The sequence below is a fragment of the Achromobacter pulmonis genome (genome assembly GCF_902859765.1).
Classification (GTDB): Bacteria; Pseudomonadota; Gammaproteobacteria; order Burkholderiales; family Burkholderiaceae_B; genus Achromobacter; species Achromobacter pulmonis.
The window spans coordinates 39,033-58,945 of sequence record NZ_CADIJV010000028.1; the positions used below are offsets into that span (position 1 = coordinate 39,033).

The following is a 19,913-nucleotide window of genomic DNA, read 5'->3' on the forward strand; positions in this document are numbered from 1 at the left end:
CTTGGGGGGGCGTTTTTGTCCGCGGCGGGGTTTGGGGACGGATGGGGAGGGCTCCGCACGGCGGGGCCTTGCTCCTTGTCGCCGTTGCCTCGGTGGACGACGGCGACGGCAACGGGGCGATGAAGCGCCGCCGCGCGCGGGTTACACGCCCAGCTTCTGCATCAGGTACTGGTGCAGGTTGAACGGCTCGCGGCGGCTGCGCACGCGGACGTAGTCGCCGTCGGCCTGTTGCTGCCAGGCCAACTGATTGTCGCGCAGGGCGAAGGTGAAGGCCTCGTCGATGACGCGCTTCTTGAGCGTCTTGTCGTAGATCGGGAAGGCGATTTCCACCCGGCGGAAGAAATTGCGGTCCATCCAGTCGGCCGACGACAGGTACACCGTCTCGGCGCCCTCGGCGTAGAAATAGAACACGCGCGAGTGCTCCAGGAAGCGGCCGACGATGGACCGCACCCGGATGTTCTCCGACAGCCCCGGCACGCCCGCGCGCAGCGCGCACACGCCGCGCACGATCAGGTCGATCTTCACGCCGGCCTGGCTGGCCTTGTAGAGTTCCTCGATGATCTGCTCTTCCAGCAGCGAGTTCATCTTGGCCATGATGCGCGCGCGCTTGCCGGCCTTGGCGGCGCGCGCCTCGGCGCGGATCAGCGCCACCATGCCGTCATGCATGGTGAACGGCGACTGCATCAGCGACTTGAGCGCGCGGCGCGCACCCAGGCCGGTCAACTGCGCGAAGACCTTGTCCATGTCCTCGCACAGCTTGGGATCGGCGGTAAGCAGGCCAAAATCGGTATACAGGCGCGCGGTGCGCGGGTGGTAATTGCCCGTGCCCAGGTGGGCGTAGCGGCGCAAGCGGCCCTTTTCGCGCCGCAGCACCACCGCCATCTTGGCGTGGGTCTTGTGCGCCACCACGCCATAGACCACGTGCGCCCCCACCTCTTCCAGCTTGGAAGCCCAGTTGATATTGGTCTGCTCGTCGAAGCGCGCCATCAATTCCACCACCACCGTCACTTCCTTGCCGGCGCGCGCCGCGGCCAACAGGATCTTCATCAGCTCGGAATCCTCGCCGGTGCGGTAGATGGTCTGCTTGATGGCCATCACGTCCGGATCGAGCGCCGCGGCGGTCAGGAAGTCGATGACGGGTTGGAACGACTGGTAGGGGTGATGCAGCAGGCGATCCTGTTGCGCCACCGCCTCGAACAACTCGGCCGGCTTGTCGCCGACGCGGTCGAACGGCGCCGGTACCGGCGCGCGATAGTCGGGAAACAACAGGTCCGGCCGGCTGGCCGAATTGCACAGCTGCATCAGACGCGACAGGTTCACCGGCCCCGGCACGCGGTAGGTGTCCTCGGGCTTGAGCGAGAACTCGCGCTGCAGGAAGGTTTCCAACTCGACCGGTGTCAGCTTGTCGATCTCCAGGCGCACCGCCGCGCCGAAGTTGCGCTGCGACAATTCGCCCTGCAAGGCGTGGCGCAGGTTGGTGACTTCCTCTTCGTCCACGAACAGATCGCTGTTCCGCGTCACCCGCCACTGGTAGCAACCCAGCATTTCGAGGCCCGGGAACAGCTCACCGACGAAGGCGCGCAGCAGCGAGGTCAGCAGGATGTAGCCTTCCGGATGGCCGGACAGCTCCTGCGGCATCTTGATCAGGCGCGGCAGCGCGCGCGGCGCCTGCACCACGGCAATCGAGGCCTGGCGGCCGAAGGCGTCGGCGCCCGACAGCGAGACGATGAAATTCAGGCTCTTGTTGTAGACCCGCGGAAACGGGTGCGCCGGGTCCAGCCCGATCGGCGTCAGCAGCGGCATGACGTCGCGGCTGAACACTTCGCGCGCCCATTCCTGCTGCTCGGCATTCCACTCGGACGCATGGTGTAGCGCGATGCCCTCTGCCTGCAACGCCGGCAGGATGGCGTCGTTCAGCAGGGCGTACTGGCGCCCCACCAGCTCGTGCACCGCCTGCTGGACGTTCTCGAATGCCTGGTCCGGCGTCATGCCGTCCGGCCCCACCAGGTTGGGCGACTGGCGCTGCTGCTCTTTCAGGCTGGAGATGCGGATCTCGAAGAACTCATCCAGGTTGGAACTGACGATGCAGACGTAACGCAGCCGCTCGAGCAAGGGAGTCGTGGGGTTTTCCGCCATCGCCAGCACGCGTTCGTTGAACTTGAGCAGCGACAATTCGCGATTCAGGAGCAAGGGCTCGGCGGGCGGACGTGGGGTCATACCGGATTCCATACGTTGGGGAGCGTAGCGTTTTACTGCAAACAAATGACGGTTCCATGACATCGCGCCATATACGTAGCGTACGACAAAACCGGGACACATGGGACATCCTCTCCCGCTGCCAATGCCCTGATCCATAAGCGAAAACCCGCAGCGGCCGGCGCTGTCACATGGGGTCTCTATAATCAGGCCACCCTACAGCCTTTATCACCAGCCGCATGGATCAACTTCTGGCCGCCGTGGACCTCGGGTCCAACAGCTTCCGCCTCTCCATCGGACGCATCGTCCAACAGGACGGTACGCCCCAGATCTACCAGATCGACCGCCTCAAGGAAACCGTCCGGCTCGCCGCCGGGCTGGACACCGAAAAACGCCTGGGCGACGAAGCGATCGAACGAGCCATCGCCGTGCTGGGACGTTTCGGCGACCGCCTGCGCAGCTTCCACCCCAACCGGGTGCGCGCGGTGGCCACCAACACCTTCCGGGTGGCGCGCAATACCCGTGACTTCCTGCCGCGGGCCGAAGCGGCCCTGGGCTTTCCAATCGAAGTCATCGCCGGACGCGAGGAAGCCCGCCTGATTTTCTCGGGCGTGGTGCATACCCTGCCCCCCTCCCCCAACAAGCGCCTGGTGATCGATATCGGCGGCGGCTCCACCGAAGTCATCATCGGCAAGGGCCATGAGCCCGGCCTCATGTCCTCGCTCTACATGGGCTGCGTCAGCTACAGCCGCCAGTTCTTCTCGGACGGCATCGTCGATGCCCACCAGATGAAACAGGCCGAGCTGGCCGCCCGGCGTGAAATCGAAGTCATTGCCAAGCAGTATCGCAAGGCGGGGTGGAAGGAAGCCTACGGCTCGTCCGGCACCGCCAAGGCGCTGTTCGCCATCCTCACCGAAGGCGGCATGTCGGACCGCGGCATCACCCGCGCCGGCCTGAGCAAGCTCAAGGACCGCATCGTGCGCGCCGGCCGGGTCATCCCGTCCGAGCTGCCCGGCATCAAGATCGAACGCGCCGACGTGCTGCCCGGCGGGCTGGCCATCATGAGCGCGCTGTTCGACGAGCTCGGCATCGACGTCATGCACACCGGCGACGGCGCGCTGCGCCTGGGCGTGCTGTACGACCTGCTGGGCCGCGACGACGAACACGACAAGCGCGACGAATCGGTGCGCCAGTTCATGAAGCGCTACCACGTCGACGTCAACCAGGCGCGCCGCGTGCACCATGCCGCCCTCAGCCTGTTCGACGCGATGATGCCCGACGGCCCCGAACGCGCAGAATTGCGCGCCGCGCTGGGCTGGGCCGCGGACCTGCACGAAGTGGGCCTGTCGATCGCCCACAACGCCTATCACAAGCACACCGCCTACGTGCTCGAAAATGCCGACATGCCGGGCTTCTCGCGCGCCGACCAGCAACTGCTGGCGCTGCTGGCGCTGGGACACCAGGGCAAGCTGAGCAAGCTCGAACCGCTGGTGCGCAACCGCGCCCAATGGATGGCCATCCTCAGCCTGCGCCTGGCAGTGCTGCTGTTCCGCCGCCGCGGCGAGATCGAGCCCCTGCCGTTGACCGCATCCATGCGCAACGACTCGATCGTGGTCCGGGTGAACCGCAACTGGCTGGCGCAACATCCGCTCAGCGACTTCACGCTGCGCGCGGAAGAAGCGGAATGGTCCAAGGTCGGTTTCTCGTTCCAGCTGCTCGAATTCTGAAAGCGACAAGGCCCCGGAAAGCCCGGGGCCTTGTGTGCGCCAGCAAGCCCGGCCCTAGAACGGTGACAGGTCGGTCTGACGATCGAGCTGCTTGAGCTCCAGACGGAAAGGCCGCGTGGCCCGCCGTATCAGTCTGATCTTCATACGGCGGAACAGGCGGCGCATGGTCAGCGCTGACCGTTGACGATCGGTTGGTCCAGGCCGAAATGGCGGCGGTAGCGCTCGTCCATGCCGTCCATCTTCAGCAGCACCGGGAAATCGGCCGCATTGAAATCAGGGTCCCAGGCCGGCTCGCCGCACACCGTGGCGCCCAGCTTCAGATAGCCCTTGATCAGCGGCGGCACGCGCGCCGGCAGGGTGCTGTTGAGCTTTTCCACCGGATAGCGATGCAGCGGCAACACGCGCGGCTCGCCTTCCTTGGGCAGCTGCTTGGAGATGGTGCGCCACACTTCCGCCGCCGTGACCCCGTCGTCGCGCAGGCTGACGCTGGCGCAACCCAGCACGTACTGATAGCCGCCGCGGCGCAGGTATTCCGCCAGGCCGGACCACAGCAACATGATGACCGCGCCATTGCGGTAGTCGGCGTGAGTGCAGGAACGCCCCACTTCCACCAGCTCGTCGCGGATGGCGCCCAGGCCCGACAGGTCGAATTCCGACTGCGAGTAATAACCGCCGGCCTCGCGCGCCTTTTCGGGCGTGAGAATGCGGTAGGTGCCCACGACACGGCCGGTGTCGAGCTCGCGCACCATCAGATGCTCGCAGTAGGGATCGAAGCGGTCATGTTCGATTCCGTCCTGAGCGTCTGGAAAGACCGCGCCCATGTCCTCGGTGAAGACGTCATAGCGCAGGCGCTGGATCTGTTCAATTTCCTCGGCCGTGCGCGCCAGACCGACCACCAGCACCCTGGCGGCGGGGCCAGTCCATGGTTCTGCGGCGTTACGGCTTGGGTTGATGCGTGCTAGTTCCAGCATTGCGCGAAGCTCCTAGAGAGTCCGGTCAGTTTGGACGCCCTGTATGTCAAAGACTTGACCAATATGTTACGTGACTATGAAGTTTAGTTCGGAGCGATGGCGCCCAATTCCTGCAAAGCTCGACAAAACTTTACAAACAAATACGGACTATTCACAAACAATGGCCATTCATCGCAAAACAATGAATGGCCATGTCCGATCGAGGCAAAAATCGGTTATCCCAGGCTGGCCGCCAGCTTCTCGGCGCAGGCCACGGCCAGGGCCTCGTCCTCGGCTTCGACCATCAGGCGCAGCTTGGGCTCGGTGCCGGAAGCGCGGATCAGGATGCGGCCGCGCCCAGCCAGTTCGGCCTCGACCGCCTGGCGCGCCGCGCTCAGGCCGGCATGGGTTTTCCAGTCCTGGCCTGGCGCCAGCGGCACGTTGATCATCTTCTGCGGATACATACGCAGGTCCTGGACCCACTGCGCCATCGTGACCTGGTTGCGGCGCAACGCCGTCAGCACCTGCAGGGCCGCCACGATGCCGTCGCCGGTGGAGTGGCAATCCAGACACAACAGGTGGCCCGAGCTCTCGCCGCCGTACAGCCAGCCGCGCGCCTGCATCTGTTCGAGCACGTAGCGGTCGCCCACGTTGGCGCGTTCGAACCCCACGCCCAGGCGTTGCAATTCGCGTTCGAAGCCGAAGTTGGTCATCAGCGTGCCGACCACGCCGTCGACCTTGCCGCGCTGCATGCGCTCGCGCAGGATGGCGTAGAGCAGTTCATCGCCGTTGTAGATGCGGCCGTCGCCGTCCACCATCTGCAGCCGGTCGGCGTCGCCGTCCAGAGCGATGCCGAGCTGGGCGCCGCGCGCCTTCACTTCCTTGGCCAGCAGTTCCGGATGCAGCGCACCCACGCCCTTGTTGATGTTGAAGCCATCCGGATGCACGCCGATGGCATGCACCTCGGCGCCCAGTTCGCGGAACACGTGCGGCGCGATGTTGTAGGCGGCGCCATGGGCGGCGTCCACCACGATCGTCATGCCGTTCAGGTCCAGATCGTTGGGGAAGGTGCTCTTGCAGAATTCGATGTAACGGCCCTGGGAGTCCGACATGCGGCGCGCCCGCCCCAGCCCTTCCGAGCTGACGCAGCCCAGCGGCTCGTCCAGCGCGGTTTCGATGGCGGTCTCGATTTCGTCGGGCAGTTTCATGCCCTGGGCCGAGAAGAACTTGATGCCGTTGTCCTGGTAGGGATTGTGCGAGGCGCTGATCACGATGCCGGCGACCAGGCGCAGCGCGCGGGTCAGGTAGGCCACGGCGGGGGTGGGAATCGGGCCGGCCAGCAGCACGTCGATACCCGCGGCCGACAGGCCGGCCTCCAGCGCCGATTCCAGCATATAGCCGGAGATACGGGTGTCCTTGCCGATCACGACCTGCGGGCGGCTACCGCCGCGCACCGCATGCTCGCGCGCCAGCACGCGGCCGGCGGCGTAGCCCAGGCGCAGGGCGAATTCGGCGTTGATCACCGGGCCGCCGACTTCGCCGCGCACCCCGTCAGTCCCAAAATACTTGCGTTGAGTCATGAACTGATTGCTCCTTGTTCGGCCGCCTGCCAGACCTTGAGCGCATCGACCGTGGCCGCCACGTCGTGCACCCGCACGATGGAGGCGCCACGAGCCACGCAGGCCAGCGCGGCGGCAATGCTGCCGGACAACCGGTCGCCGACCGGTCGGCCGGTGGCCTGACCGATCATGCTCTTGCGCGACAGGCCGATCAGCAATGGATAGCCGCCGCTGCGCAGGCTGGACAGCCGGCGCAGCAACTGGAAGTTCTGGTCGGCGGTCTTGCCGAACCCAAAGCCAGGGTCCAGCACGATGCGTCGGGGATCGACCCAGGCCGCGCGCAATTTCTGCGCCCGCGCCCCCAGGAAGAGACCGATTTCACCGATCAGGTCGGAATATTCGGGCGGTGTCGCCTGCATGGTGCGCGGCTCGCCCTTCATGTGCATCACGCACAACCCGCAGCGCGACCGCGCCACCGCCTCGATGGCGCCGGGCTGCCGGAAGCCGTAGATGTCGTTGATCATATCGGCACCGGCATCCAGCACGGCGCGCATGACCTCGGGTTTGAAGGTGTCGATGGACAGCGGCGCGCCGCAATCGCGCAACGCCTCGATCACCGGCAGCAGCCGATCGAGCTCGTCGGCGACGGACACCGGCTCGGCGCCGGGCCGCGTGGACTCGCCCCCCAGGTCGAGGATGTGGGCACCCTCTGCAATCAGCTGGCGCGCGTGCGCCACCGCGGAATCGGTATCGTCGTGTTGGCCGCCGTCGGAAAACGAATCCGGCGTGACATTGACGATTCCCATGACAAGCGGGCGCTCGAGATCAAACTCGAAGCGCCCGCAAAGGAAGTTATTCGCCATAAATCAGGACGAAAGACCTCAGACCGCGGCTGCCGTGTTACCGCCGGCGGCCAGCCCGGTCGGGGGCGTATCCGACGTATCGGACGGGCCTTGCGGCGTCTTCGGGGGACGCGGCGGGCGCCCCTCGATGATGTCGTTGATCTGGTCGGCGTCGATGGTTTCCCATTCGAGCAGCGCGGCGGTCATGACCTCGACCTTGTCGCGGTTGTCTTCCAGGATCTTGCGCGCCACGCCGTATTGCTCGTCGATGATGCGGCGGATCTCGGAATCCACCTTCTGCATGGTGGCTTCGGACATGTGCGTGGTCTTGGTCACGCTGCGGCCCAGGAAGACCTCGCCTTCGTTCTCGGCGTAGACCATCGGGCCCAGCTCGTCGGTCATGCCGTACCGCGTGACGATATCGCGGGCGATGGCCGTGGCGCGTTCGAAGTCGTTCGAGGCGCCGGTGGTCATCTGGTTCATGAAGAGCTCTTCGGCGATACGGCCGCCGAACAGCACCGCGATGGTCGACAGCAGGCGGCTCTTGTCCATGCTGTAGCGGTCGGACTCGGGCAACTGCATCGTCACGCCCAGCGCGCGGCCGCGAGGGATGATGGTGACCTTGTGAACCGGGTCGGTCTTGGGCAGCATGCGGGCGACGATGGCATGGCCGGACTCGTGGTACGCGGTGTTCTTGCGTTCCTCTTCGGGCATGACGATCGAGCGGCGCTCGGCGCCCATGATGATCTTGTCCTTGGCCTTTTCGAAGTCCGACATGTCGACCGTGCGGCCGTTGCGGCGCGCGGCGAACAGCGCGGCCTCGTTGACCAGGTTGGCCAGGTCGGCGCCCGAGAAGCCCGGGGTGCCACGCGCCAGGATGGTGGCGTCGACGTTGGGCGACAGCGGCACCTTGCGCATGTGGACCTTCAGAATCTGCTCGCGGCCGCGGATGTCGGGCAGCGGCACCACGACCTGGCGGTCGAAGCGGCCCGGACGCAGCAGCGCCGGATCGAGCACGTCGGGGCGGTTGGTGGCGGCGATCACGATGACGCCCTGGCCCGACTCGAAGCCGTCCATTTCCACCAGCATCTGGTTCAGCGTCTGCTCGCGTTCATCGTTGCCACCGCCCAGGCCGGCGCCACGCTGGCGGCCGACCGCGTCGATTTCGTCGATGAAGATGATGCAGGGCGCGTGCTTCTTGGCGTTCTCGAACATGTCGCGCACGCGGGCCGCGCCCACGCCGACGAACATTTCAACGAAGTCCGAACCGGAAATGCTGAAGAACGGCACCTTGGCTTCGCCGGCGATGGCCTTGGCCAGCAGCGTCTTGCCGGTACCGGGCGAACCGACCATCAGCACGCCGCGCGGGATACGGCCGCCCAGCTTCTGGAACTTGCTGGGGTCGCGCAGGAAGTCGACCAGTTCCTGGACGTCTTCCTTGGCTTCGTCGCAGCCAGCGACATCGGCGAAGGTGATCTGGTTGGTGTTCTCGTCGAGCATGCGGGCGCGCGACTTGCCGAAGCTGAACGCGCCGCCCTTGCCACCGCCCTGCATCTGGCGCATGAAGAACACCCACACGCCGATCAGCAGCAGCATGGGGAACCAGGACACGAAGATGCTCATCAGCAGCGACTGCTCTTCGCGCGGCTTGCCCGATACCTGCACGCCGTACTTGAGCAGGTCGGAAACCATCCAGAGGTCGCCCGGCGAGGTCAGCGTGTAAGGACGGCCCGCGTCCGGCGTGACGTAGAGCACGTCGCCACCGGCGCCGCCCTGCACGTCCACCTTGCGGATACGGCCCGCCTTGGCGTCATCCATGAACTGCGTGTAGGTCACGCCGTCCTGGGTCTGCGCGCGTCCGTCGAACTGCTTGAAGACCGTGAATAGCACCAGGGCTATCACCATCCAGACGGCGACTTTCGAAAATGAATTATTCAAGGTCGATCTCCTGCTTTCGATTCCGACCGGCGACTGCGCACCCGCGTATGGCACAGTCACAAGTATGTCAATAGCCCATTCTACCCTGTCGGACCGGGTTGCGTCCTGGGAAGGGGCGGGCCGCTAAGTTACGTCTGATTCGTGATTTTTCTGGTCTTTGTCTCGGCAGGCCGGCCGCGCTCGGGCCGGTAGGTTCTTGTGACACCGGGGCACGAACCCCGGCGCGGGCTATTTCAGATCACGGGCGACCAAAAAGGTTTCGGAGGACTTGTCCCGCGATGCCTTCGGCTTGCGCTCGACCACCCGCTTGAAGTGCCGCTTGTAGGACTCCACGATCTGCGAAAAGCCGGTTCCGTGGAATGCCTTGACAATCAGCGCCCCGTTGGGCTTGAGGTGGGCGAGCGCGAACTCCATCGCCAGCTCGCACACGTGCTCGATACGCGCGGCGTCGGCGATACCCACGCCTGACAAGTTGGGGGCCATGTCGGAAATTACAAGGTCCACCGCGCGCGATCCGACCAGATCCTCCAGCTGTTTCAAAATGTCATCTTCGCGGAAGTCGCCCTGGATGAATTCGACGCCCGCCACCGGCTCCATGGGCAGCATGTCCAGAGCGATGATGCGCCCGTCCACCACCCCGCCCGGGCCCGCCAGGCGCTCGCGCGCCACCTGCGACCAGCTGCCCGGGGCCGAGCCCAGATCGACGACCAGATCGCCGCGCCGCAGCAGCTTCTCGGCGTCGAGGATCTCGATCAGCTTGAAGGCGGCGCGGGCCCGGTAGCCCTTCTGTTGCGCCATCTTCACATAGGGATCGTTGATGTGCTGGTGAATCCAGTCTTTGGAGAATTTATTCTTGGCCATTACCGTACAATTCCACGCATGCCTATATTAGAACTTACCTCTCGTGAGCGCAGCGACCTTCGGTCCGCCGCTCACCCTCTGCGCCCCGTCGTCCTGATCGGCGACAACGGCCTGACCGAAGCCGTGCTCAAGGAAATCGACCTGGCACTCACTTCCCACGGCCTGATCAAGGTCCGGGCCGGCGGCGACGATCGCGAGGCCCGCGAGGCCATGCTGTCGACCATCTGCGAGACCCTGTCCTGCGCCCCGGTGCACCACCTGGGCAAGACCCTGATCCTGTTCCGCCCGCTGGCCGGCAACATCAAGCCCGCCGCGCTGGCCGCCGCCGAGCCTGAACGCCCCGCCAAGCGCCGCGCCTCCGAGCCGCACACGCCCAAGAAGCTGGCCGCCGAGGGCAAGACCCTGGCCAAGCGTCCGCGCCGTTCCGAAACCGAAGAGCCCAAGCCGAAGACGCGCTTCGTGCCGCAGGACCAGCTCAACAAGAACGGCAAACCGATGCGTCCCAGCAACAAGAAAACCGCTTCCGGCAGCCACGGCATTCCGCGCCGCGCCGGCAGCGCCCTGAGCCTGCGGGCCGGGGCACGCAGCGGCACCAGCCGCCGTTCGTCGACCAAGCGATAGCGCCGCCGGGCACAAAAACGGGCGCTTTACGCGCCCGATCCACCATGGCTTTCCACGATAGCGCCGCCGGAATCCTGCCGGATGCCCGGTTCGGGGCAGAGGCTATGGTGTTTTGCTGATTTTACCGCTCAAGCGCTGGCGTCAAATGTAACGCACGCTCAGGACTTCATATTCGCGAACGCCAGCCGGGGCCTTGACCTCGACCACATCGCCTTCGCTTTTGCCGATCAGCGCGCGCGCCACCGGGCTCGACACGGAAATCAGGTTCGACTTGATATCGGCCTCGACGTCGCCGACGATCTGGTACGTCACGCGATCGCCCGAATCCAGGTCTTCGATATCGACGGTGGCGCCGAACACGGCACGACCCTCGGCTTCGAGCGAGGACGGATCGATCAGGTGGGCATTGGAAAGCGTGCCTTCAAGTTCGGCGATCCGGCCCTCGATAAAACCCTGGCGCTCGCGAGCGGCGTCGTACTCGGCATTTTCCGACAGATCGCCCTGCGCGCGCGCTTCGGCGATAGCGTTGATGACGGCGGGACGTTCCACGGTTTTCAGCCGCTGGAGCTCTTCTTGCAAGCGCTCGGCCCCGCGCACGGTCAAAGGAATGGCAGACATGTCGTTTCCCAAACAAAAGTAGAAAACGCCCCCGACGGAGCGTTCTCGGTGTGAAGGTCTTGGACCTGACGCATGGGCGCCGTCGAAAGCGGATCGGGACGGGCAACGCCAGGAACGGAACGGCCAGGGACGGGCAAAGTCGAACCCGATGGATCCCCTTGCGCCCGCTCGGGCCGGCCCGCCGGACGAATGCGGCAAGCTGCGACCAAAACAAAACCCCGGCTCGGGTCGGAACCGGGGCAATCAAGTCCCTATTGTGGTCAAAGTCCGAGGGAATTGCAAGCGGCCGGAGAAAACCATGTTTTCGGCGCATTTCGGCGCTGTAACCCGCTAAAACCCGTTGATTCCATACCGCTACCCGGCGTTGCATAAAAGATACTTGGCGCCACGGATAAACCCCGAGTCCCGGTATTTTCAGCGGGGTTTATGTAAAAACGCCATATTGCATTGAATAAAAAAGGTATAACCAAAAAAAATGGCCTATTAATAACAATTAAATACATGCCGGTATGCGCCGGCATTTTCCAATCTGCAAGCGAAGGAATGCGCGGCCCGGCCCTTACGGCCGCCGCGCACAGCGATTGATTGTGCGTGTTGCAAGGTTGTGCGGGCGCATCGCAGTCATCCGGCGCGACGTCCGCCCCTCCATCGCAGCGCCTATGGGCACAGGCCCGCGCCTGCGGCGGAGCGCGTTCGGGAACGGGAGCTGCCATGCTGCAAAAACTGAAAGTCCGTACGGGCATGATGCTGGTACTGGCCTGTTTTGTGATTACCCTGGCCCTGGCTTGCGGCTTGAGTTGGATGAATGCCGAAAGCAGCGTGCGTGAAATCGAAGACCTGAATAATGTGGCCGTACACCAGGTCGATCCACTGTATGAAGCCAACGCCGCCCTGCTGCGCGCCCGGCTGGCATTGGGGGCGGGGCTGGCCGATCTGCAGGCGGGAGCCGGCGGCCGGACCACGGAGGCGGCCGCCGGCCAGTTGCAACTGGCCCGCGAACGCTTCACCCGCTACATGGCCGTGCCCAAGAGCGAGCGCGGCCAAGAGCTGGCGCAGATCCTGCAGGGGCGGTTCAACGCCTATGCGGCCGCACTGGACGAGCTGGACGCGGCCCTCAAGCAAGGCGCGCTCGCCCGCTACCAGCAAGCCGCGCCGCGGGTACCGCAGGCGGACGCCGCGTTCGCCAGCGACATGCAGGCGTTCCTGGCGCGGGTACAGGAGCGCAGCGATGGCGTGCTGGCGCGCTCGCAGCACACTTATGCCACGGCGCGGCTGTCGGCCGTGGTGCTCCTGTCCGCCGCCCTGCTACTGGCGCTGTTGTGCTGGGCCTTCGTCCGGCGCGCAGTGCTGCTGCCGTTGCAGGACGCCGGCCGCCACTTCGACCGGATCGCCGCCGGCGACCTGACCCAGCGCGTGGAGGCCCGCTCTAACAACGAGATCGGCATGCTGTTTTCGGCGCTGCGGCGTATGCAGGACGGCCTGAACCGCACGGTGACGACGGTGCGCCAGGGGGTGGAAGAAATCAATGTGGGCGCGGCCGAGATCGCCGCCGGCAACGCCAATCTGTCGACCCGCACCGAAGAGCAGGCCGCGGCGCTGGAGGAAACCGCCTCGACCATGGAGGAGCTGGCCGCCACGGTCAAGCAGAATGCCGAGAACGCGGCCCAGGCCAACCAACTGGCAGGGGTGAGCATGGAGGTGGCGCAGCGCGGCGGCCATACGGTCAGCCAGGTCGTGGCCACCATGCAGGGCATTTCCGACAGTTCGCGCCGCATCGCCGAGATCGTCTCGGTGATAGACGGCATCGCTTTCCAGACCAATATCCTGGCGCTCAACGCCGCGGTAGAGGCGGCCCGGGCAGGCGAACAGGGCAAGGGTTTCGCGGTGGTGGCCGGCGAGGTGCGCAGCCTGGCGCAGCGCGCCGCGCAGGCGGCCAAGGAAATCAAGACGCTGATCGAAAGCTCGGTCGAAACGGTCGCGGCCGGATCGTCCCAGGTCGCCGCGGCCGGCCAGACCATGGACGAGATCGTGACCTCGGTGCAACGGGTGGCCGACATCATGGGCGAGATCTCGGCGGCCTCCTCGCAACAGGCCGGGGGCATCGACCAGGTCAGCCTGGCCGTCTCGCAGATGGACGAGGTCACGCAGCAGAACGCCGCGCTGGTGGAGCAGGCCTCGGCCGCCGCGTCGGCGATGGAGGAGCAGGCGCGGCGCCTGGCGGAAGCGACCTCGGTGTTCAAAACCCAGTCGGGCCAGGTGATCGAGGCGACGCCGCTGCCGGTGGACGGCAGGGCGCCGGCGTCGCGGCTGTCGCGCTCCTGAGCGGCCCGGGCGGACGCGATGCTCCCCCGCGCCCTGCTGTGCCCTTATTTCTTGCGGCGCAGCAGGGCGTACAGGATGATGGCGCCGAAGGTCGCGGTACCGATACCGCCCAGCGTGAAGTTACCCAGCTTGACGGTGAAGTCACCCGCGCCCAGCACCAGCGTGACCGCGGCCACGATCAGGTTGCGGTTGTCGCTGAAGTCGACCTGGTTGACGACCCAGATGCGGGCCCCGGCGATGGCGATCAGGCCGAACACCACCACGGACATGCCGCCCAGCACCGGCGCCGGAATGGTCTGGATCAGGGCCCCGAACTTGGGCGAAAAGCCCAGCACAATGGCGATCAGCGCGGCGATCACGAACACCAGCGTCGAATAGATGCGGGTGACCGCCATCACGCCAATGTTCTCGGCATAGGTGGTGACGCCGGTGCCGCCGACCGCCCCCGACACCATCGTGGCCACGCCGTCGCCGACGAAGGCGCGGCCCAGGTAGCGGTCGAGGTCCTGGCCGGTCATGGCGCTGACCGCCTTGACGTGGCCCAGGTTCTCGGCGACCAGGATAATGGCCACCGGCACGATCAGGCCCATCGCCTCGGCCTTGAACACCGGCGCGGCAAAGTGCGGCAGGCCGAGCCAGGCGGCGGCCGACACGGCCGCGAAGTCCATCGGCTTGCCCAGGCCCAGGCCGTTGGCGCAGATCGCGTACACCACGCAGGCCAGGATCAGGCCCACCAGGATCAGCAGGCGCTGCACCATGCCCTTGGTATAGACGGCAATGCCCCCCACGCACAGGATGGTGACGATGGCCATGGCGCTGTCGAAGCCCGAGGCGCCCATGGCGCCCTTGGCGGCGATGGGCGCCAGATTCAGACCGATCACCGCAACCACGGCGCCGGTCACCACCGGCGGCATCAGCGCGTCGATCCAGTTGGCGCCCCCGCCGGCGCGGCCGTTGGCGATCCAGACCAGCACGCCGATCAGGGTGTAGGCCAGGCCGCAGGCGATGATGGCGCCCAGCGCCACGCCGATGTTGGCGTTGGCCCCGCCTCCGGCGTAGCCGGTGACGGCGATGACGCCGCCGATGAAAGCGAAGCTGGAGCCCAGGTAGCTGGGCACGCGGCCGCCCACGAACAGGAAGAAGATCAGGGTGCCGATGCCCGACATCAGGATGGCCACGTTGGGGTCGAAGCCCATCAGCAGCGGCGCCAGCACGGTGGAGCCGAACATCGCCACCACGTGCTGGGCGCCCATGGCCACATTCTTGGGCCAGGACAGCCGTTCGTCGGGCGCAATGATGACGCCGGGCTCGGCGTCGTCCGCCAGGCGCCAGCGCGGAAAATAGGAATTGGACATGGAATCCCCGGGAATGATTGGTGTGAGCGGGCGCCAGTGTAAAGGGGGCCGGGAACGGGCGGCAACTTAAGTTCCGCGCCGGCATGCCGTATTAGTGGAAACCCCGATCAATCCCCTTCCCGGAGATCTCCATGGCCATCGATTCCATCAGCGGCACCTCACGCATCGGCAGCATGGCAGACCTGTGGGCGCAGAAAATCCAGGCCAACAAGGATGCCAAGGACGACAACAAGGGCGTCACCGTCACCCCCGACGGCAAGATCCGCGTCACCAATGCCGGCGCCATGAAGGTCGGCCAGGCCGAGGAAACCGAATCGTCCGAAAATGACGACCACTACACCCGCCAGATCAAGGAACTGCAGCGCCAGCTCAAGCGCGTGATGGAGCAGATCGCTCGCGTGCGCGACAGCAACGCGTCGGCCGAACAGAAGGCCACCCAGTTGCAGGCGTTGAACGGACAGGCGCTGCAGATCATGAATCAGATCCAGCAGGTGATGAACGAGAAGATCAAGGCGATGGCCAAGGCGAACGGTGGCGTCTCGGCCACGGCCTAGGGGCCATTGGCGCGGGTTCTCCCGAATGCCCGCCGGGCTGATGGCGCGCATCAAAATTTGTGATTGGACTGGCGGCGCGCGTAGCCGCTAAGGTCTCCGGACAAATCAAAAAACCACGGAGACAAACCATGCATGCAATGCGCACAGCCCTTGCAGGGGCGCTGCTGGCCGCCTGCGCCGCCCCCGCGCTGGCGGGCACCGTCACGGTGATCACGTCGTTCCCGAAAGATCTGACCCAGGCCTACAAGACCGCATTCGAAAAGGCCAACCCCGGCATCACGCTGGAAATCCTCAACAAGAACACCGTGTCCGGCATCGCCTATGTGCGCGAAACGCCGGCAGGCCAGCGTCCGGAAGTGTTCTGGGCCAGCGCGCCGGATGCCTTCGAGGTGCTGGGGCGCGACAAGCTGCTGGCCAAGTCTTCGGATGTCGCCAACAAGGACGTGCCGGACAAGATCGGCAACTATCCCATCAACGATCCGAGCGGCATGTACCTGGGCCAGGCGCTGGCCGGCTACGGCATCGTCTACAACACGCGCTACATCAAGGCGCACAAGATTCCCGCGCCGGTCGAGTGGAAGGATCTGCTGGCGCCGCACTGGTTCGGCCACCTCGGCATCACCTCGCCGTCGCGCTCGGGCACCATGCACCTGACGGTCGAGACCATCCTGCAGGGCGAGGGCTGGGACGATGGCTGGAATACGCTGCTGCGCATGTCGGGCAACAGCAGCACCGTGACCGAACGTTCGTTCGGCGTGCCGGACGGGGTCAACAACGGCCAGTTCGGGGCCGGGCCGGTGATCGACTTCTTCGGCCTGTCGAGCAAGTATTCGAAGTTCCCGGTGGAATTCGTCTATCCCTCCGAGACCGCCATCGTGCCGGCCAACATCGCCCTGATAGCAGGCGCCAAGAATACCGAGGAAGGCAAGAAGTTCATCGCCTTCACTCTCAGCCAGGCGGGACAGGAACTGCTGCTGGAACCGAAGATCTCGCGCCTGCCGGTGCTGCCATACGCGGCGCTGGGCGGCAAGGTGCCAAAGGGCTATCCCGACCCGGCCGATATCGCGCGCCGCAGCAAGGTGCAGTTCAATGCCGATCTGTCGCAAAGCCGCTATTACGTGGTGCAGTCGTTGTACGACCAGACGGTCACGTTCCGCCTGAAGGAGCTGCAGGCGGCCACCAAGGCCATCTATGACGCCGAGGCCAAACTGGGCGACAAGGCCAAGAGCGGCAAACCGGCCGAACTGCTGGCGCAGGCCCGCAAGCTGGCCTGGACGCCGTTGGTCGACGGCAAGCAGGCCGCGGATCCCGCCTTCCTGAAGATCTTCAGCGGCAACAAGAAGGACGCCGCGGTCAACCAGCAGATCACGCAGCTGGAAGGCGAATGGAATGGCACGGCCAAGAGCAATTACGAACAGGCCGTGAAGCTGGCGCGGGAAGCCGCGGCGCTTTAAGCCCGGCCCCTGCCGGACGGAGGGATTCGCCCCGTCCGGCCGCCCCCCGCCGCGGGCGGGCTGTCTTGAACCATTACGGGAATCTCGATGAATCTTCCGGGCCATTCACGCCTGCCCGCCGGCCCCATGCTGGCCGCGCTCCTGGTGCTGGGTTTCCTTGCGCTGTTCCTGGTCGTGCCGGTGGGCACGGTGTTCTACAGTGCCTTCGTCAATGCCGATGGCGGCTTCACCATCGGCCATTTCGGCGCGTTCTTCAACCAGCCGCTGATGCTGGAGGCGTTCTTCAACAGCCTCTATGTGGCGGGCTGGTCGGCGCTGCTGGCCTCGCTGATCGCGGTGCCGCTGGCGTACTTCACGGTGCGCTTCGACTTTCGCGGCGCCCTCATCATCCAGACACTGGGCGTGCTGCCGCTGATCATGCCGCCGTTCGTCGGCGCGGTGGCCATGCAACTGATTTTCGGCCGTTCGGGCAGTGTCAACCTGCTGCTGGACGACTGGTTCGGCGTCACCATTCCGTTCATGGAGGGGCTGAACGGCGTGATCTTCGTCGAAGCCCTGCACTACTTCCCGTTCATCCTGATGAACCTGGTGGTGGCGCTGCGCAATATCGACGGCGCCATGGAGGAAGCGGCCTTCAACCTGGGCGCGCGCGGCTTCCGGCTGTTTCGCCGCGTGATCTTCCCGCTGGCCCTGCCCGGCTATGTGGCCGGCGCCTCGCTGGTGTTCGTGAAGGTGTTCGACGACCTCGGCACGCCGCTGGTGCTGGGCACCACCAACATGCTGGCGCCGCAGGCCTATCTGCGCATCACGCAGGTGGGGCTGGAGGATCCGCTGGGGTATGTGATCAGCGTAATCATGATCGCCTTCTCGATCCTGGCGCTGTGGCTGTCGGCGCGGGTTCTGAAGGGACGCGACTATTCCACGCTGCAAAAGGGCGGCAATTCGATCCAGAAGCGCAAGCTGCGGCCCGCGGAAAGCGTGCTGGCCTATGGCTGGATCATCCTGGTGCTGCTGCTGGTGCTGTCGCCGCACATGGGCGTGCTGCTGCTGTCGCTGGCCAGCGTCTGGAGCTTCGCGCCGCTGCCCGACGGTTACACGCTGGCCCACTACAGCGCGGTCTTCAGCGAGTCGCAGGGCATGATCGCCAATACCCTGCTCTATTGCGGCCTGGCCGCGGGCGTGGACGTGATCCTGGGCACCGCCATCGCCTACCTGATGCTGCGCACCCGGTTGCCCGCGCGCCAGTGGCTGGATCTGCTGGCCTCGGCGGCGCTGGCGATCCCCGGCATCGTGCTGGCCATCGGCCTGCTGCGCACCTTCCGTGGCGTGGAGATCCCGGGCACCGGCACATTGCTGACCTCGTCGTGGATCATCATCATGATCGCGTACTCGGTGCGGCGGCTGCCGTACGCGCTACGCTCATGCGTGGCGGCGCTGCAGCAGATCAACGTGTCGCTGGAGGAAGCCGCGCAATCGCTGGGCGCGACGCGCCTGCGCACCATCCGGCGGGTGGTGGTGCCGCTGATGGCCGGCGGCATGCTGGCTGGCTTTGTCACCAGCTTCGTGACCGCGGCGGTGGAGCTGTCGGCCACCATCATGCTGGTCACCAAGGACAGCCAGGCGCCGATGAGTTATGGCATCTATCTGTACATGCAGAGCGCGGCGGGCCGGGGCCCGGGCGCGGCGCTGGGGGTGCTGGCGGTGGTCGCGGTCGCGATCGGCACGTATGTCTCGCACCTGCTGGTCGAGCGCGCCCAGGCGCGCCAGCGCCCGGCGCGTCACGACGAGACGGCTTGAATCAAGGGGAATCGACATGAAGAAAGTCAGCGTTGAATGCCGCAACATCCGGCTGTCGTATGGCAGGACCGAAGTGCTCAAGGACGTCAACATCCACATCGAACCGGGCGAATTCTTCGCCCTGCTGGGGCCCTCGGGCTCGGGCAAGTCCACCCTGCTGCGGCTGATCGCGGGCTTCAACCGCCAGGACGCCGGCCAGTTGCTGGTCGATGGCAAGGACATCAGCGCCATCCCGCCATGGGATCGCAATATCGGCATGGTGTTCCAGAACTACGCGCTGTGGCCCCACATGACCGTGTGGGACAACGTCGCGTTCGGACTGGTCGAACGCAAGCTGCCGCGCGAGCAGATCCGCGCCAAGGTCGAGGCCGCGCTGGAACTGGTGGGCCTGTCGCAATACGCGCGCCGCCGTCCCAACCAGTTGTCCGGCGGCCAGCAGCAGCGCGTGGCGCTGGCGCGTACCATCGTGATCGAGCCGCAAGTGCTGCTGCTGGACGAGCCGCTGTCGAACCTGGACAAGAAGCTGCGCGTGCAGATGCGCCAGGACCTGCTGAGCCTGCAACGGCGCCTGGGCATCACCACCATCTTCGTCACGCATGATCAGGAAGAAGCCATGACCACCGCCGACCGCATGGCGGTGCTGGATCACGGCGTGGTGCAGCAGATCGGCGCGCCCAACACGCTGTTCGACTATCCGGTGAACCGCTTCGTGGCCAACTTCGTCGGCACCATGAATGTGCTGGAAGGCGAGGTGCGCGAACGCACCAGCGGCAGCGTGGTGCTGGCGGTGGAGGGCGTGGGCGACCTGCACCTGCCGCTGGCGGCCGAGGCGCCGCTGGCGCAGCGCCTGGCGGCCAGTTTCCGGCCGCATACGGTGCAGATCGAGATGGCAGACGGACTGGGCGACGCGCGCTATGTGTGGCTGCCGGGCGTGGTGGAAAGCAGCGAGTTCCTGGGCGAATTCACCCGCTACCAGGTGCAGATCGGCGAACAGCGCCTGACGGCCGACCAGTCGCACCTGGCGGGACTGTCGCCGTTCCCGGCGGGCGCGCCGGTATCGATCGGACTGGAGCCGACCCAGGTGCGGCTGCTTGCCGCCTGAGCCCGCTTCCCCTACAA

The 19,913-nt window shown here is 65.6% G+C and carries 15 protein-coding genes; 7 read left to right on the forward strand and 8 right to left on the reverse strand.

Annotated features, from left to right (window positions below):
- Positions 1-141: 141 nt before the first annotated feature.
- Positions 142-2,217, reverse strand: a complete 2,076-nt coding sequence (ppk1, locus tag HV701_RS20560; protein WP_175134857.1) for a polyphosphate kinase 1 — start codon at positions 2,215-2,217, stop codon at positions 142-144.
- A 218-nt stretch (positions 2,218-2,435) separates the two neighbouring features.
- Here ppk1 and ppx point away from each other — a divergent pair, with 218 nt between their 5' ends.
- Entirely contained in the window at positions 2,436-3,923 is a 1,488-nt protein-coding gene (gene ppx / locus HV701_RS20565) for an exopolyphosphatase (RefSeq protein ID WP_175134858.1), read from the forward strand.
- Between the two features lie 167 nt (positions 3,924-4,090).
- On the opposite strand, the gene HV701_RS20570 is transcribed toward ppx, so the two are convergent.
- The 5 genes from HV701_RS20570 to HV701_RS20590 form a co-directional block, all read right to left on the reverse strand.
- Positions 4,091-4,894, reverse strand: a complete 804-nt coding sequence (locus HV701_RS20570) for a GNAT family N-acetyltransferase (protein ID WP_175134859.1) — start codon at positions 4,892-4,894, stop codon at positions 4,091-4,093.
- 215 nt (positions 4,895-5,109) lie between these two features.
- The gene (gene glmM / locus HV701_RS20575) at positions 5,110-6,453 is read right to left on the reverse strand and encodes a phosphoglucosamine mutase (protein ID WP_175134860.1); all 1,344 of its coding nucleotides are present in this window, start codon (positions 6,451-6,453) and stop codon (positions 5,110-5,112) included.
- Complete coding sequence (gene folP, locus HV701_RS20580) at positions 6,450-7,295, reverse strand: dihydropteroate synthase (protein WP_175134861.1); 846 nt, start codon at positions 7,293-7,295, stop codon at positions 6,450-6,452. The genes glmM and folP overlap by 4 nt, the downstream gene beginning before the upstream one ends.
- Before the next feature lie 18 nt (positions 7,296-7,313).
- A complete protein-coding gene (gene ftsH / locus HV701_RS20585; protein ID WP_175134862.1) occupies positions 7,314-9,212 on the reverse strand; it encodes an ATP-dependent zinc metalloprotease FtsH in 1,899 nt (632 codons plus the stop codon).
- A gap of 228 nt (positions 9,213-9,440) precedes the next feature.
- Positions 9,441-10,073 (reverse strand): RlmE family RNA methyltransferase, encoded by a 633-nt coding sequence (locus tag HV701_RS20590; protein WP_175134863.1) that lies wholly within the window; start codon positions 10,071-10,073, stop codon positions 9,441-9,443.
- An 18-nt stretch (positions 10,074-10,091) separates the two neighbouring features.
- On the opposite strand from HV701_RS20590, the gene HV701_RS20595 reads away from it, so the two are divergent.
- Positions 10,092-10,694: a YhbY family RNA-binding protein gene (locus HV701_RS20595; protein ID WP_175134864.1), complete on the forward strand. Its 603-nt coding sequence runs from the start codon at positions 10,092-10,094 to the stop codon at positions 10,692-10,694.
- Positions 10,695-10,835: 141 nt separating this feature from the next.
- On the opposite strand, the gene greA is transcribed toward HV701_RS20595, so the two are convergent.
- The gene (greA, locus tag HV701_RS20600) at positions 10,836-11,312 is read right to left on the reverse strand and encodes a transcription elongation factor GreA (RefSeq protein ID WP_175134865.1); all 477 of its coding nucleotides are present in this window, start codon (positions 11,310-11,312) and stop codon (positions 10,836-10,838) included.
- Positions 11,313-12,023: 711 nt separating this feature from the next.
- Between greA and HV701_RS20605 the strand changes: the two genes are divergently transcribed.
- Positions 12,024-13,634 carry a methyl-accepting chemotaxis protein gene (locus HV701_RS20605; RefSeq protein WP_175134866.1) on the forward strand — a complete coding sequence of 537 codons (1,611 nt, stop codon included), beginning with the start codon at positions 12,024-12,026 and terminating at the stop codon, positions 13,632-13,634.
- Positions 13,635-13,678: 44 nt separating this feature from the next.
- On the opposite strand, the gene HV701_RS20610 is transcribed toward HV701_RS20605, so the two are convergent.
- Positions 13,679-14,989 carry a solute carrier family 23 protein gene (locus HV701_RS20610; RefSeq protein WP_175134867.1) on the reverse strand — a complete coding sequence of 437 codons (1,311 nt, stop codon included), beginning with the start codon at positions 14,987-14,989 and terminating at the stop codon, positions 13,679-13,681.
- 131 nt (positions 14,990-15,120) lie between these two features.
- Here HV701_RS20610 and HV701_RS20615 point away from each other — a divergent pair, with 131 nt between their 5' ends.
- The 4 genes from HV701_RS20615 (at position 15,121) to HV701_RS20630 (ending at position 19,896) form a co-directional block, all read left to right on the forward strand.
- Entirely contained in the window at positions 15,121-15,543 is a 423-nt protein-coding gene (locus HV701_RS20615) for a FlxA-like family protein (RefSeq protein ID WP_175134868.1), read from the forward strand.
- Between the two features lie 128 nt (positions 15,544-15,671).
- Positions 15,672-16,997, forward strand: coding sequence for an ABC transporter substrate-binding protein (locus tag HV701_RS20620; RefSeq protein WP_175134869.1), 1,326 nt, complete (start codon positions 15,672-15,674; stop codon positions 16,995-16,997).
- Positions 16,998-17,084: 87 nt separating this feature from the next.
- On the forward strand, positions 17,085-18,794 hold the full coding sequence (locus HV701_RS20625; RefSeq protein WP_175134870.1) for an ABC transporter permease: 1,710 nt from the start codon (positions 17,085-17,087) through the stop codon (positions 18,792-18,794).
- Between the two features lie 16 nt (positions 18,795-18,810).
- Positions 18,811-19,896: an ABC transporter ATP-binding protein gene (locus HV701_RS20630; protein ID WP_175134871.1), complete on the forward strand. Its 1,086-nt coding sequence runs from the start codon at positions 18,811-18,813 to the stop codon at positions 19,894-19,896.
- Positions 19,897-19,913 lie beyond the last annotated feature (17 nt).

Coding starts and splice junctions, on each gene's coding strand:
- HV701_RS20615 (WP_175134868.1), top strand. CDS start 15,121: ATGGCCATCGATTCCATCAGCGGCACCTCACGCATCGGCAGCATGGCA.
- HV701_RS20590 (WP_175134863.1), bottom strand. CDS start 10,073: ATGGCCAAGAATAAATTCTCCAAAGACTGGATTCACCAGCACATCAAC.
- ppk1 (WP_175134857.1), bottom strand. CDS start 2,217: ATGACCCCACGTCCGCCCGCCGAGCCCTTGCTCCTGAATCGCGAATTG.
- HV701_RS20625 (WP_175134870.1), top strand. CDS start 17,085: ATGAATCTTCCGGGCCATTCACGCCTGCCCGCCGGCCCCATGCTGGCC.
- glmM (WP_175134860.1), bottom strand. CDS start 6,453: ATGACTCAACGCAAGTATTTTGGGACTGACGGGGTGCGCGGCGAAGTC.
- ppx (WP_175134858.1), top strand. CDS start 2,436: ATGGATCAACTTCTGGCCGCCGTGGACCTCGGGTCCAACAGCTTCCGC.
- HV701_RS20610 (WP_175134867.1), bottom strand. CDS start 14,989: ATGTCCAATTCCTATTTTCCGCGCTGGCGCCTGGCGGACGACGCCGAG.
- HV701_RS20620 (WP_175134869.1), top strand. CDS start 15,672: ATGCATGCAATGCGCACAGCCCTTGCAGGGGCGCTGCTGGCCGCCTGC.
- greA (WP_175134865.1), bottom strand. CDS start 11,312: ATGTCTGCCATTCCTTTGACCGTGCGCGGGGCCGAGCGCTTGCAAGAA.
- HV701_RS20595 (WP_175134864.1), top strand. CDS start 10,092: ATGCCTATATTAGAACTTACCTCTCGTGAGCGCAGCGACCTTCGGTCC.
- HV701_RS20630 (WP_175134871.1), top strand. CDS start 18,811: ATGAAGAAAGTCAGCGTTGAATGCCGCAACATCCGGCTGTCGTATGGC.
- HV701_RS20605 (WP_175134866.1), top strand. CDS start 12,024: ATGCTGCAAAAACTGAAAGTCCGTACGGGCATGATGCTGGTACTGGCC.
- HV701_RS20570 (WP_175134859.1), bottom strand. CDS start 4,894: ATGCTGGAACTAGCACGCATCAACCCAAGCCGTAACGCCGCAGAACCA.
- folP (WP_175134861.1), bottom strand. CDS start 7,295: ATGGCGAATAACTTCCTTTGCGGGCGCTTCGAGTTTGATCTCGAGCGC.